The organism is Massilia hydrophila, from assembly GCF_020208145.1.
Taxonomy (GTDB): Bacteria; Pseudomonadota; Gammaproteobacteria; order Burkholderiales; family Burkholderiaceae_D; genus Telluria; species Telluria hydrophila.
Window position 1 is genome coordinate 1,207,496 of sequence record NZ_JAHYBX010000001.1, and the last position, 12,619, is coordinate 1,220,114.

At 64.9% G+C, this 12,619-nt stretch carries 13 protein-coding genes and 1 tRNA gene; 11 read left to right on the forward strand and 3 right to left on the reverse strand.

Features of this window, described 5'->3' with window-relative positions:
- Positions 1-12 precede the first annotated feature (12 nt).
- The 5 genes from LE190_RS05565 to LE190_RS05585 all read left to right on the forward strand — a co-directional run bounded on the left by LE190_RS05565 (position 13) and on the right by LE190_RS05585 (position 5,134).
- Positions 13-363, forward strand: coding sequence for a RidA family protein (locus tag LE190_RS05565; protein ID WP_224948226.1), 351 nt, complete (start codon positions 13-15; stop codon positions 361-363).
- A 9-nt stretch (positions 364-372) separates the two neighbouring features.
- Positions 373-2,625, forward strand: coding sequence for a RelA/SpoT family protein (locus LE190_RS05570; RefSeq protein WP_225237747.1), 2,253 nt, complete (start codon positions 373-375; stop codon positions 2,623-2,625).
- 85 nt (positions 2,626-2,710) lie between these two features.
- The gene (locus LE190_RS05575; RefSeq protein WP_225237748.1) at positions 2,711-3,517 is read left to right on the forward strand and encodes an MlaE family ABC transporter permease; all 807 of its coding nucleotides are present in this window, start codon (positions 2,711-2,713) and stop codon (positions 3,515-3,517) included.
- A gap of 22 nt (positions 3,518-3,539) precedes the next feature.
- On the forward strand, positions 3,540-4,487 hold the full coding sequence (locus LE190_RS05580) for an MlaD family protein (protein WP_225237749.1): 948 nt from the start codon (positions 3,540-3,542) through the stop codon (positions 4,485-4,487).
- On the forward strand, positions 4,484-5,134 hold the full coding sequence (locus LE190_RS05585; RefSeq protein WP_225237750.1) for a hypothetical protein: 651 nt from the start codon (positions 4,484-4,486) through the stop codon (positions 5,132-5,134). The genes LE190_RS05580 and LE190_RS05585 overlap by 4 nt, the downstream gene beginning before the upstream one ends.
- A gap of 132 nt (positions 5,135-5,266) precedes the next feature.
- On the opposite strand, the gene LE190_RS05590 is transcribed toward LE190_RS05585, so the two are convergent.
- The 3 genes from LE190_RS05590 to LE190_RS05600 all read right to left on the reverse strand — a co-directional run bounded on the left by LE190_RS05590 (position 5,267) and on the right by LE190_RS05600 (position 7,655).
- Positions 5,267-5,485: a hypothetical protein gene (locus LE190_RS05590; RefSeq protein ID WP_225237751.1), complete on the reverse strand. Its 219-nt coding sequence runs from the start codon at positions 5,483-5,485 to the stop codon at positions 5,267-5,269.
- A 173-nt stretch (positions 5,486-5,658) separates the two neighbouring features.
- The gene (locus LE190_RS05595) at positions 5,659-6,621 is read right to left on the reverse strand and encodes an NAD(P)/FAD-dependent oxidoreductase (protein WP_225237752.1); all 963 of its coding nucleotides are present in this window, start codon (positions 6,619-6,621) and stop codon (positions 5,659-5,661) included.
- A gap of 104 nt (positions 6,622-6,725) precedes the next feature.
- Positions 6,726-7,655: a cation diffusion facilitator family transporter gene (locus LE190_RS05600; protein WP_225237753.1), complete on the reverse strand. Its 930-nt coding sequence runs from the start codon at positions 7,653-7,655 to the stop codon at positions 6,726-6,728.
- Between the two features lie 132 nt (positions 7,656-7,787).
- Here LE190_RS05600 and LE190_RS05605 point away from each other — a divergent pair.
- The 6 genes from LE190_RS05605 (at position 7,788) to pheS (ending at position 12,601) form a co-directional block, all read left to right on the forward strand.
- Positions 7,788-7,864: transfer RNA gene (locus tag LE190_RS05605), tRNA-Val, on the forward strand.
- A gap of 231 nt (positions 7,865-8,095) precedes the next feature.
- On the forward strand, positions 8,096-10,006 hold the full coding sequence (gene thrS / locus LE190_RS05610; protein WP_225237754.1) for a threonine--tRNA ligase: 1,911 nt from the start codon (positions 8,096-8,098) through the stop codon (positions 10,004-10,006).
- Positions 10,007-10,036: 30 nt separating this feature from the next.
- Positions 10,037-10,564 (forward strand): translation initiation factor IF-3, encoded by a 528-nt coding sequence (infC, locus tag LE190_RS05615; protein WP_369598429.1) that lies wholly within the window; start codon positions 10,037-10,039, stop codon positions 10,562-10,564.
- Between the two features lie 305 nt (positions 10,565-10,869).
- On the forward strand, positions 10,870-11,067 hold the full coding sequence (rpmI, locus tag LE190_RS05620; RefSeq protein WP_057262756.1) for a 50S ribosomal protein L35: 198 nt from the start codon (positions 10,870-10,872) through the stop codon (positions 11,065-11,067).
- A gap of 30 nt (positions 11,068-11,097) precedes the next feature.
- Positions 11,098-11,457: a 50S ribosomal protein L20 gene (rplT, locus tag LE190_RS05625; protein ID WP_027865360.1), complete on the forward strand. Its 360-nt coding sequence runs from the start codon at positions 11,098-11,100 to the stop codon at positions 11,455-11,457.
- A gap of 127 nt (positions 11,458-11,584) precedes the next feature.
- Positions 11,585-12,601 carry a phenylalanine--tRNA ligase subunit alpha gene (gene pheS / locus LE190_RS05630; RefSeq protein ID WP_225237755.1) on the forward strand — a complete coding sequence of 339 codons (1,017 nt, stop codon included), beginning with the start codon at positions 11,585-11,587 and terminating at the stop codon, positions 12,599-12,601.
- Positions 12,602-12,619 lie beyond the last annotated feature (18 nt).

Consider the following 12,619-nt stretch of genomic DNA (forward strand, 5'->3'; position numbering starts at 1 on the left):
GAGAAAGCAGATATGGAAATCAAACGACTTCACGTAGGCAAGCGCCTGTCCGAAACCGCCATCCACAACGACACCGTCTACCTGGCGGGCCAGATCGCCGAAGACACCAGCCAGGGCATCGAAGGCCAGATGCGCGAGGTGCTGGGCCATGTGGACCGCCTGCTGAACGAGGCCGGCAGCGACAAGTCCTGCATCCTGATGTGCCAGATCTTCATCTCCAGCATGGAGCACTTCGACGGCATGAACGCGGTCTGGGACGAATGGGTCGCGCAGGGCCACACCCCGCCGCGCGCCACGGTCGAAGCGCGGCTGGCCAATCCCGCCTGCCTGGTCGAGGTCTGCATCACCGCCGCGCTGCGCTGACCGGCCTCGATGGTATCGACCGTATTACCGGGTGACGCGGCCGGCGCGCTGGTACAGGGCCTGAGCGCGGAAGACGGCGCGCGCGTCCAGGCAGCCCTCGACTACGCTGGCGGCGCCTATGGCGACCGCCTTGCCAGTTCGGGCCAGAACGCGTTCGAGTTCTCGCTCGGGGTGGCGGGCACCCTGGCCTACCTGCGTACCGATGCCGAGACCCGCATCGCCGGGCTGCTGTTCGAGCTGGCCCTGATGGACCCGCAGGTGGGCGGCGCGCTCGAGGAAGGCTTCGGCAAGGAAGTATCCGACCTGGTGCAGGGCGTCTACCAGCTGATCCGGCTGCGCGACCTCACGGTCGGCAAGGAAGGGGCGGGCGCGGCCCGCGGCGCCGGCAAGAATGCCGCCCAGCAGGCCGCGGCCCAGGTGGAAACCCTGCGCAAGATGCTGCTCGCGATGGCTTCGGACATGCGCGTGGTCCTGATGCGCCTGGCCTCCTGCGCCACCACGCTGCGCTACTTCGCCGACCAGAAGCGCTTCGACGACAGCACGCGCGACTATGGCCGCGAGGTGCTCGACTTCTACGCGCCGCTCGCCAACCGGCTGGGTATCTGGCAGCTCAAGTGGGAACTCGAGGACCTGTCCTTCCGCTTCATCGAGCCCGATGCCTACCGGCAGATCGCGAAGATGCTCGAAGAGAAGCGCACGCAGCGCGAAGGCTTTGTCGCGTCCTCGATCAGGCGCTTGCAGGATGAACTGCAGGAGGCGGGCATCCGGGCCGAGGTCTCGGGCCGCCCGAAGCACATCTACAGCATCTGGAGCAAGATGCGCGGCAAGGAGCTCGATTTCTCTTCGCTGTACGACGTGCGCGCCTTCCGCGTGATCGTGGCCGACGTCAAGACCTGCTATACCGTGCTGGGCATCGTGCACAACATCTGGACCCCGATCCCGAAGGAATTCGACGACTACATCTCGCGTCCCAAGCCGAACGGCTACCAGTCGCTGCACACGGTGGTCACGGCCGACGACGGGCGGCCGCTGGAAGTGCAGATCCGGACCCAGGAGATGCACAACTTTGCCGAGTACGGCATCGCCGCCCACTGGCGCTACAAGGAGGAGGGCGGCTCCAGCTTCAAGAGCCAGAAATACGACGAGAAGATCGCCTGGCTGCGCCAGCTGCTGGCCTGGAAGAGCGACGTGGCCGACGTGGTGGCGGGCCAGGAAGACCTGCAGAAGGAATGGGTCGAGAAGCTCAAGGCGACCACCCTCGACGACCGCATCTTCGTGCTGACCCCGCAGGCAAGGGTGCTCGAGCTGCCGCAGGGCGCGACCCCGATCGACTTCGCCTACCACCTGCACAGCGAGGTGGGGCACCGCTGCCGCGGCGCCAAGGTGGACGGCGCGATGGTGCCGCTGAATACGCCGCTGCGCAACGGCCAGACCTGCGAGATCATCACCGCCAAGGGCGCGCCCGGCAGCGCCGGACCGTCGCGCGACTGGCTCAGCCCCGGCTACACGGTGAGCAGCCGCACCCGCTCCAAGATCCGCGCCTGGTTCCACGCGCAGGAACAGGCCGAGACGCTGGCCCAGGGCCGGGTGCTGGTGGAGAAATCGCTGCAGCGCGAGGGCAAGACAGCGGTCAACCTGGAGGCGCTGGCGCAGAAGCTGGGCTTTGCCAAGGTGGACGAGCTGTTCATCGCGGTCGGCAAGGAGAAGTTCAGCCTGCGCCATGTGGAGGCGGCCCTGCACGAGGCGCCGGAAGCGCCGCCCCAGGTGGACGAGGCGGTGGTCAACAAGAGCCGCGCCTCGAGCGTGGAGCAGGGCGCCAAGTCGGGCGTGCTGGTGGTCGGCACCGAAGGCCTGATGACGATGCTGGCCAAGTGCTGCAAGCCGGCGCCGCCAGATCCGATCTGCGGCTTCGTCACGCGCGGCAAGGGCGTGTCGATCCACCGCCTGAGCTGCAAGAACTTCGCCGAGATGCGCGCCAAGGCGCCGGAACGGGTGATCCAGACCGAGTGGGGCGCGGCCGGGCTCGAGACCGTGTACCCGGTCGACCTGTTCATCCTGGCGATGGACCGCCAGGGCCTGCTGCGCGATATCTCGGACGTGTTCATGCGCGAGAAGATCAATGTGATCGGGGTGAATACCCAGAGCGCCAAAGGCCAGGCGCGCATGGTCTTCACCGCCGAGATCGGATCGACCGGCCAGCTGCAGAAGGCCGTGAGCGCGATCGGCGAAGTCAAGGGCGTGCTGGAGGCGCGCCGCCAATGAGGGAACGAGGCGCGACAGGCGGACGCGGTATCGATTTGATACAAAAATCTGGCACACCCATCGGTATTTGTATCATATTGACAGCATGCGCCGCAGCCTGAACCTCCACCTGCGCCCCAGCCTGTGGGGCCTCGCCCTGGCGCGCTACCTGCGCAGCTGGTGGTACATGACCCACCTGGGCGCGGTGGCGCTGGTGATGGCGCTGTCGCCCTCGACCTACAACCGCGCCAACCGGCTGACGGCGGCGCGCTACATCTATGCCAGCACCTGGCAGGTGCTGCCCTGGTTCGGACTGGCATCGAGCCTGGTGAGCCTGGTCATCATCCGCATCGTGCTGGTCACGGCGCGCAGCTATGGCCTGTCGCACTTCGCGCTCGAGATGGTGGTGCGGGTGCTGGTGCTGGAACTGATTCCGCTGGCGGCCGCGATGTTCGTGGCGCTGCGCGCCAGCATGGCCTTCGACGCCTCGGCGCTCGGCCTGGCGCGCGCGGGGATGTCGCCCCAGGCCGCGAGCGAGGAAGCCTTGCGCCGGATGCGGCGCGACCTGGTGCCGCAGCTGCTGGCGAACGCCTTCGCCGTGCTCAGCCTCGCAATGGTCACCAGCGTCATCGTGCTGATACTGGCCTACCTGAACGTGTACGGCCTGCTGCCCTGGGGCGTGGGCGACTACACCCGCACCGTGGGCCGCGTGTTCTCGCCGACGGTGACGATCGGCTTCGTGCTCAAGACCCTGTTCTTCGGCCTGGCCGTGGCCCTGATTCCGACCGCCGCCATCCTGGAACTGCAGCGTTATCCGCGCCGGCTCAGCTCCACCGTGCAGCCCGGCGCGGTGCGCCTGCTGTTCGTGCTGCTGGTGATCGAGGCCGCCTCGCTTGCCCTGAAATATATCTGACCACCTACCTACCGCACCGACCATGAGCGAACCCCTGCCGGACCAAGCGAACCCTGTCGAACCCCAGCACGTCGAGCTGAAGGCGATGATCCTGCTGGCGGCGATCGGCATCCTGGTGGTCGCCTTCATCGGCTACGTGATGCATGCCCGCGGCGTGTTCGAGCCGACCCAGCGCCTGGTGCTGGAGACCGACGACTCGAGCGGGGTGATTCCCGGCATGGACATGAGCTTCGCCGGTTTTCCGATCGGACGCGTGAGCCAGGTCGAGCTGGCGCCGGACGGCAAGGTGCGCATCCTGGTGGACGTGCAGAGCAAGGATGCGAAATGGCTGCGCACCTCGAGCGTGTTCACCCTCGAATCCAGCATCGTCGGCGAGACCCGGCTGCGCGCCTTCACCGGCCTGCTGAACGATCCGCCATTGCCCCCCGGCGCCACCCGCACGGTGCTGCGCGGCGACGCCACCGCCGAGATCCCGCGCATCGTGGCCACCGCGCGCGCCCTGCTCGAGAACCTGGAAAGCATGACGGCGACCGGTTCGGACATCAACGCCAGCCTGGCCAACATCAACGAAGTCACGGGCCGCATGAATGGCCCCGGCGGCGTGCTGGGCGGGGTAATGGGTGGCGACCAGGAGGCGCGCCGGCTGCGCGAGGCGCTCGACCGCATCAATTCGCTGCTCGGCAAGACCGAGCAGCGGGTATACGGCAAGGACGGGGTGATGGACGACGCCCAGGCCGCGATGCGCCAGCTGCATGTGGTGCTGAGCGACGCCAGCGCCACCCTCAAGAAGGTGGACGCGGTGCTGGTCGAAGCCCAGGCGGTGGGCAAGAATGCGCGCGTGGCCACCGAAGACCTGGGCGTGCTGCGCGCCGAGGTCGACGCCAGCCTGCGCAAGGTCAACCGGCTGGTGGACGAGATCAACCGCAAGTGGCCTTTTGCCCGTAGCAACCAGGAGATCAAGCTGCCATGACACGATACGCATTTTCCGTACTGGGCGCGCTGGCGCTGTCGGCGCTGCTGGCCGCCTGCGCCGGCAAGCCGCAGGCGCCCGAGTGGCAGCTCGACGCCAAGGGCGCCCTCGACGGCGCGGTGGACGATTACCTGAAAGGGCACGCCAGCGCCGCCGACGCGGGGTTCCGCACGGCGCGCAGTGCCAGCACCGGCACTGGCCGGCCCGACTACGTGGCCCAGGTCGAACTGGTGCGCTGCGCCGCGCGCGTGGCCAGCCTCGACTTCGACGACTGTCCAGGCTACCAGGCGCTGGCGCAGGATGCGACGCCGGCCCAGCGTGCGTATGCCGATTACCTGTACGGCCGCTGGCAGGGACTCGACCCGGCGCTGCTGCCCGAGCAGCACCGCGCCGTGGCCACATCCGGACAGGTGAATGGCGTGGCCGATCCGCTGGCCCGCCTGGTCGCCGCCGGTGCGGCGCTGAAGGCCGGGCGCCTGACGCCCGAGGGCATCGATGGGGCAGTGGAAACGGCATCCGGCCAGGGCTGGCGGCGGCCGCTGCTGGCCTGGCTGGGCGTGGCCGCGCAGCGTGCGGAGGCAAGTGGCGATGCGCAGGCCCTGGCCTTGCTGCGCCGCCGGATCGCGCTGGCCTCGGGCGAGCGTTAGGCAAAGTGCGCAGTCAACCGGCCTATGGATGAGGACTGAACTGCCGAGGTAACGGAGGCAGCGCCCGAAAAAAAAGCCCGCACGGGGCGGGCTTTGGAACGGAACTGGCTGGCGGCCATGACCGCCATCCAATCACTTCTGTTTCTTTTCCTTCTTTTCCTTCTTGTCCTTCTGGCCCGCATCGCTGTCCGCTTCCAGCGCCCAGTTCAGCTCAGTCAAGAACATGCTGTCGGCTTCCGTGCCTTCTTCCGTGTCGGGCGGGCAGATGCCGGTGCATTTCGGCTTCGGTGGCGTGGCGTAGGCGGCGGTGGCGAACGCTGCGGCGGCAATGGCGAGAACGATCTTCTTCATGTGGACTCCTTGAATGCTAGTTTTCGAATTGCCAATATTATATCGGCGACCTGTTGAGTATAAGCATGGGGTCGATACATGTAAATAGGAAATGACTTAGGGCCAAGTTGGCGCCCGAAGTCTGTGGTTGGCAGGAAACGCCTGAAATGGACGCAGCGCTGCGCCCGCCAGCCTCAGGATGGGGTTGCCGCCGGCGCGGCCGGCTGGCGCAAATGCCAGGGCAGCATGTTGTGGATGGTGGTGGCAGCGAGCGCCGCCTGGCCGGTGGCCACCGCGATCTGGTTCAGTCCCCGGGTGACGTCGCCCACCGCGAACAGGCCGGGGACCTGGGTGCGGCAGTGCTCGTCCACTAGCAGCTTGCGGCACTCCACCGTTTCGGCGCCCAGTCCGCTTGCCAGGTCGGAGCGGGCGTTTTCGCCCAGCATCGGGTAGAACACGTCGCACAGGTAGTCGGTGCCGTCGCGCGTATGCAGCACGGGCTTCATGTCCTCGCTCATGGTGACCCCGGCCAGCGGCGACTCGACCAGGGTGACGCCGGCGGCCGCCAGGCGCTGGCGCTCTTCCTCGTTCAGGGTCGAGACCGGCCCGCGCTCGAACAGCAGCACGTCGGCGCTGAAGGTGCGCATGAACAGGGCGTGGCCCACCGGGTTGGCGTCCGAGGTAACGACCCCGATGCGCTTGTCGATGACATCCCAGCCGTCGCACACCGGGCACAGGCGCACGGCGCCGCAGCGCACGGCCTCGTCCCAGCGTTCGACCGGCATCCCGGCGTCGGCCACGCCGGTGGCCAGCAGCACGGTGTGGGCGCGGATCTGGCAGCTTGCGCCGCTATCGGCCGGGGCATAGTCGCCGACGAACACGCCGTCTTCCAGGCGCAGGTCGAGGATTTCGCCAGCCATCACGCTGCCGCCATAGTTGGCGAGCTGGGCGCGCAGGTTCTCCAGCAGCCGTTCCCCGTTGATCCCTTCCGGGAAGCCGGGATAGTTGTGCGAGACGGGAATCCAGGACAGGCGGCTGTTGCCCTTGTCGACCAGGGCCACGTGGCGGGTAAAGCGGCGCAGGTAGACGCCGGCCGTGAGTCCGGCCGGTCCGCCGCCGATGATCAGGGTGTCGAAAACGGTGCGTGTGCAGTCCATCCCCGCATTATGCTGACCTCGGCCGCGGGCGCGTATCGGCGCGCGGGCCAGGCGCGGGTAAGACGGCACTGACATGGGCCGTCGGCCACGGCAAGCCTGGCGCGCTACAGCGACTTGCCGCCCGCCGCTTCCGGCTGCAGGGTGACATGGTCGATGCCATGCCGTTCGCGCAGCATGGCGCGCACGTCTTCCAGCACGCTGGGCCAGCGTTCGAGGCTGGCGATTTCCAGGTGCCCGATCAGGGCAGGGTGACCGGGCGACATGTCCCACACGTGCAGGTCATGCACGCCCAGCACGCCGTCGACGGCCTTCAGGTGGGTGCCGATTTCCAGGTAGTCGATGCTGGCCGGCACGCCTTCCATCAGGAAGTGGTAGGACTCGCGCAGGATTCCGCTGGTCGAGCGCAGGATCAGCATGGCGACAAACAGCGACAGGATCGGGTCGACCCGCAGCCAGCCCGTGAAATAGATGATGGCACCCGAGGCGATCGCGGCCACCGAGCCGAGCAGGTCGCCAAGCACGTTGACCAGGGCGGCGCGGGTATTGATCGAGGCTTCCTCGCGCGACAGCACCCAGGCCACCAGCAGGTTGATCGCGGCGCCGATCGCGGCCACCACCAGTACCACGCCGCCCTGCACCGGTTCCGGATGCAGCAGGCGCTGCACGGCTTCCCAGGCGATCCAGGCGACCAGCAGCAGCATCGCCAGGCTGTTGACGAAGGCGGCCAGGGCTTCGGCACGCACGAGGCCGAAGGAATGCCGCGCCGAAGGCGGGCGGCGCGCGATGGCCTGGGCCAGCAGCGCCAGGCCGAGGGCGGCCGCATCGGTCACCATGTGGCCGGCGTCCGAGATCAGGGCCAGCGAGTTCGACAAGAAGCCGGTCACCGCTTCGATCAGTGCGAACAGCAGGGTCAGGCCGAGCGCCAGCGACAGCGCGGCCTGGCTGCGTCCCTCGATCACGTGCGCGTGGCGGGCATCGCCGTCGAGATGGGCGTGCAGGTGTTCTGAAGCAGGCTCGGCGTGCTGTGCGGGCATGGTCAAATGGCAAAAGGAGTCGTGGCGCTAGTGTAGAACAAAGCCCGGCGGGCGGGGCGAACCAGATCGTCTGGAAACTTTTTGGGCGCAAGGCTTGCCTAAGCCCCGCGTGCTCCTTATAATGCGGGGATCGGGCGGTTAGTTCAGCTGGTTAGAATACTTGGTCGACATCCAAGGGGTCGCAGATTCGAATTCTGCACCGCCCACCAGAATATTCAGCAGTCACTCATGGTAGTAACAGTAAGAGCGAGAAAGGCACCGACGGTTATGACACCGCGAACTACGACTTGGTTGTGGGGGAATCGCTAGACGCGGTATGGTGTTCTTTTGCTCAACACACTGAAACAAACGCGCCTAGTGCGCGTTTTTTTTCGTCCAAAGAATTCTTCTTCCGGCAATATCAATTTTTAGCGGCGCGCGGCGCCACATTGGAGAACAGCATGCTCAACGTTCGACTTCCCGATGGCTCCAGCCGTCAGTTCGATGGCCCGGTCACCGTCGCCCAGGTCGCCCAGAACATCGCCCCGAGCCTGGCCAAGGCCGCGCTCGCCGGCAAGGTCGACGGCAAGGTGGTCGACACCTCCTTCCTGATCGAGTCCGACGCCGACCTGGCGATCGTCACCGACCGCGATCCCGATGGGCTGGAGGTCATCCGCCACTCGACCGCCCACCTGCTGGCGCACGCGGTCAAGGAGCTGTTCCCGGAAGCGCAGGTCACCATCGGCCCGGTCATCGAGAACGGCTTCTACTACGACTTCTCGTACAAGCGCCCGTTCACCCCGGACGACCTGGCGGCGATCGAAAAGAAAATGCAGGAACTGTCCAAGAAGGACCAGCCGGTCACCCGCAAGGTGCTGCCGCGCGACGAGGCCGTCAGCTACTTCAAGTCGATCGGCGAAGACTACAAGGCCGAGATCATCGCCTCGATCCCCGCGAACGAAGACGTTTCGCTGTACGAGCAGGGCGGCTTCACCGACCTGTGCCGCGGCCCCCACGTGCCCTCGACCGGCAAACTGAAAGTGTTCAAGCTGATGAAGCTGGCCGGCGCCTACTGGCGCGGCGACTCGAAGAACGAGATGCTGCAGCGCGTGTACGGCACCGCCTGGGCGAAGAAGGAAGACCAGGAGCAGTACCTGCACATGCTGGAGGAAGCCGAGAAGCGCGACCACAGGAAGCTCGGCAAGCAGCTGGACTTCTTCCACTTCCAGGACGAGGCCCCGGGCCTGATCTTCTGGCATCCGAAGGGCTGGACCATCTGGCAGCAGGTCGAGCAGTACATGCGCAAGACCTACCAGAGCACCGGCTACAGCGAAGTCAAGGCGCCGCAGATCATCGACGTGAGCTTGTGGCAGAAGACCGGCCACTGGGACAATTATCGTGAAAACATGTTCACGACCGAGTCGGAGAGCCGCACCTATGCGCTGAAGCCGATGAACTGCCCGGGCCACGTGCAGATCTACAACGCCGGCCTGCGTTCCTACCGCGACCTGCCGCTGCGCTACGGCGAGTTCGGCCAGTGCCACCGCAACGAGTCCTCGGGCGCGCTGCACGGCCTGATGCGCGTGCGCGGCTTCACGCAGGACGACGGCCACGTGTTCTGCACCGAAGAGCAGATTGCGCCGGAAGTCGTGGCCTTCCACGCCCAGGCGATGAAGGTGTACGAGGACTTCGGCTTCGACAACATCGACGTCAAGATCGCCCTGCGTCCGGAAAACCGCATCGGTTCCGACGAGGTGTGGGACCAGGCCGAGGAGGCGCTGCGTTCGGCCCTGCGCGGCTGCGGCGTGGAATGGACCGAGCTGCCGGGCGAGGGCGCCTTCTACGGCCCGAAAATCGAGTACCACCTGAAGGACAGCCTGGGCCGTCCATGGCAGGTCGGCACCATGCAGGTCGACTTCTCGATGCCGGGCCGCCTGGGCGCCGAATATGTCGCGGAAGACAATACCCGCAAGGTGCCGGTCATGCTGCATCGCGCGATCGTCGGCTCGATGGAGCGCTTCATTGGCATCCTGATCGAGAACTATGCCGGCGCGCTGCCGCTGTGGCTGGCGCCGGTGCAGGTGGCGGTCCTGAATATCTCGGATGCGCAGGCGGATTATGTGAAGGAAGTCGAGTCCAGGCTGCGCGCGGCGGGCGTGCGCGTTCACGCTGATTTGCGGAACGAGAAGATTACTTATAAAATTCGTGAACATTCCGTCCAAAAACTGCCGTACATTCTGGTAGTTGGCGACAAGGAACGAGAAGCGAATACGGTGGCCGTGCGTGCCCGCGGCAATGTCGACCTCGGCGTCATGCCGGTCGATGCGCTCGTGGAGCGCCTGGTAGGCGAGATCGTCGCCAAGGCGAAATAATCGACGGCCAAATATCATACTTTCAAAGGAATAGACATAGCTACTGACAAACAGCATCGCATCAACGGCGAGATCACCTATCCGGAAATGCGCCTGAACGGCGTGGACAACGAGCCGCTGGGCATCGTGAGCCTGGCGGAAGCCTTCCGCCTGGCCGAGGAAAAGAACGTTGACCTGGTGGAAATCGCACCGAATGCGAGCCCCCCGGTGTGCCGCCTGATGGATTACGGCAAGTTCAAGTATTCGGAGCAGAAGAAGGCCCACGAAGCCAAGCTGAAGCAGAAGATCATCCAGGTCAAGGAAGTCAAGTTCCGTCCCGGTACCGATGAGGGCGACTACAGCATCAAGTTGCGTAACCTCATCAAGTTCCTGGAAGACGGCGACAAGACCAAGATCACGCTGCGTTTCCGTGGCCGCGAGATGGCGCACCAGGACATCGGCATGCGCATGCTCGAACGCCTGCGCGGCGACCTCGAGGAAGTGGGCCAGGTCGAGCAGTTCCCGAAGCTCGAAGGGCGCCAGATGATCATGATCGTTGCACCGAAAAAGAAGAAATAATTCTTCGCACCGTCAGATTGCCGGGCCGGGTCCGGGTTCCAGCTTGTGCTGGGCCGGGCCCGGCCCGCGTTCGTTTGTGCGCCGGCAGCGATGCCGGACGCCCCGCGCCGTAAAACCTGTCGATGCTGGCGAGCATTCAGCCTAAAGCTGTGCTATCATCTGCGGTTCCTGTTTTTAACAAGCAGGTTGTAGTCGGCAGGTAGTGGCGTCGGCTGCAAGACAAGTGAAAGCAGGCATCCAAGAGCGGCGTTGCCGCCACCTGCAATCCTGTCGTATAGAGGCTGTCCATAAAAGGGCAGAATACTATGCCAAAAATGAAAACCAAAAGCTCCGCGAAGAAGCGTTTTCGCGTGCGTCCGGGCGGTACCGTCAAGTCGGGTATGGCGTTCAAGCGTCACATCCTGACCAAGAAGACCACCAAGAACAAGCGTCAACTGCGCGGCACCCGTAACATCAATGCGTCGGACGTCACGAGCGTTCTCCGCATGATGCCTTCCGCTTAATCTCACTAATCAACTACAAAGGGAGCTACCATGCCTCGAGTAAAACGTGGGGTTACTGCACGTGCCCGTCACAAGAAGGTCCTTGAACTTGCTAAAGGCTACCGCGGCCGTCGCAGCAAGGTATTCCGTATTGCCAAGCAAGCAGTCATGCGCGCTGGCCAGTACGCCTACCGCGACCGTCGTAACAAGAAGCGCGTCTTCCGCGCACTGTGGATCACCCGTATCAACGCGGCTTCGCGTTCGCACGGCATGACCTACAGCGCCTTCATGAACGGCCTGAAGAAGTCCGGGATTGAACTGGACCGTAAAGTCCTGGCCGACATGGCAGTGCACGACAAGCCGGCATTTGCCGCGATTGTCACCGCCGCCAAGGCCAAGCTGGCTGCCTAATAGTCAGTCTGCTAGCAAGACCAGCGTTCCCGGCAACGGGAACGCAAAAAGAGCGGGGCACGGTTGCAGAACCTGTGCCCCGTTTTTGATTGTGGCTCCTGCCACCGACAAACAGGAAAAGAACAAGATGCAATCGCTGGAAGATCTCGTCTCCGCTGCACAGGCCGATTTTACCGCCGCGCCCGATGCGGCCGCGCTCGAAAACGCCAAAGCCAAGTACCTCGGCAAGACCGGGCAAGTCACCGACCTGATGAAGGGCCTGGGCAAGCTCGACCCCGAACAGCGCAAGGCGCAGGGCGCCCTGATCAACGCCGCCAAGGAAAAAATCGAACAGGCCTTGACCGCCCGCCGCGACGCCCTTGCCAACGCCCAGCTGGAAGCGCGCCTGAACCTGGAAGCGATCGACGTGACCCTGCCGGGCCGCGGCCGCGCCAAGGGCGGCATCCACCCGGTGATGCGCACCTGGGAGCGCGTCGAGCAGATCTTCCGCTCGATTGGCTTCGACGTGGCCGACGGCCCCGAGATCGAAACCGACTGGACCAACTTCACCGCATTGAACAGCCCGGAAAACCACCCGGCCCGTTCGATGCAGGACACCTTCTATATCGAAGGCAATGACAGCACCGGTAAACCGCTGCTGCTGCGCACCCACACCAGCCCGATGCAGGTGCGCTACGCGCGCACCCATACCCCGCCCATCAAGGTGATCGCGCCGGGCCGCACCTACCGGGTCGACAGCGACGCCACCCACTCGCCGATGTTCCACCAGGTCGAAGGCCTGTGGATCGGCGAGAACATCAGCTTCGCCGACCTGAAAGGCGTGTACCTGAACTTCGTCAAGGCCTTCTTCGAGACCGACGACCTGGAAGTGCGCTTCCGTCCTTCGTACTTCCCGTTCACCGAACCTTCCGCCGAAATCGACATCGCTTTCGGTTCCGGTCCGCTCAAGGGCCGCTGGCTCGAAGTGTCGGGCGCCGGCCAGGTGCATCCGACCGTCGTACGCAACTTCGGGCTGGACCCGGAAAAGTTCATCGGTTTCGCGTTCGGCTCCGGCCTCGAGCGCCTGACCATGCTGCGCTATGGAATCAACGACTTGCGCCTGTTCTACGAAGGCGACCTTCGTTTCCTCAAGCAATTCAATTGATTCCTCGACGTTAGAAGA

Coding starts and splice junctions, on each gene's coding strand:
- thrS (WP_225237754.1), top strand. CDS start 8,096: ATGCTCAACGTTCGACTTCCCGATGGCTCCAGCCGTCAGTTCGATGGC.
- LE190_RS05580 (WP_225237749.1), top strand. CDS start 3,540: ATGAGCGAACCCCTGCCGGACCAAGCGAACCCTGTCGAACCCCAGCAC.
- LE190_RS05585 (WP_225237750.1), top strand. CDS start 4,484: ATGACACGATACGCATTTTCCGTACTGGGCGCGCTGGCGCTGTCGGCG.
- LE190_RS05600 (WP_225237753.1), bottom strand. CDS start 7,655: ATGCCCGCACAGCACGCCGAGCCTGCTTCAGAACACCTGCACGCCCAT.
- LE190_RS05575 (WP_225237748.1), top strand. CDS start 2,711: ATGCGCCGCAGCCTGAACCTCCACCTGCGCCCCAGCCTGTGGGGCCTC.
- pheS (WP_225237755.1), top strand. CDS start 11,585: ATGCAATCGCTGGAAGATCTCGTCTCCGCTGCACAGGCCGATTTTACC.
- LE190_RS05565 (WP_224948226.1), top strand. CDS start 13: ATGGAAATCAAACGACTTCACGTAGGCAAGCGCCTGTCCGAAACCGCC.
- LE190_RS05595 (WP_225237752.1), bottom strand. CDS start 6,621: ATGGACTGCACACGCACCGTTTTCGACACCCTGATCATCGGCGGCGGA.
- rplT (WP_027865360.1), top strand. CDS start 11,098: ATGCCTCGAGTAAAACGTGGGGTTACTGCACGTGCCCGTCACAAGAAG.
- LE190_RS05570 (WP_225237747.1), top strand. CDS start 373: ATGGTATCGACCGTATTACCGGGTGACGCGGCCGGCGCGCTGGTACAG.
- LE190_RS05590 (WP_225237751.1), bottom strand. CDS start 5,485: ATGAAGAAGATCGTTCTCGCCATTGCCGCCGCAGCGTTCGCCACCGCC.
- rpmI (WP_057262756.1), top strand. CDS start 10,870: ATGCCAAAAATGAAAACCAAAAGCTCCGCGAAGAAGCGTTTTCGCGTG.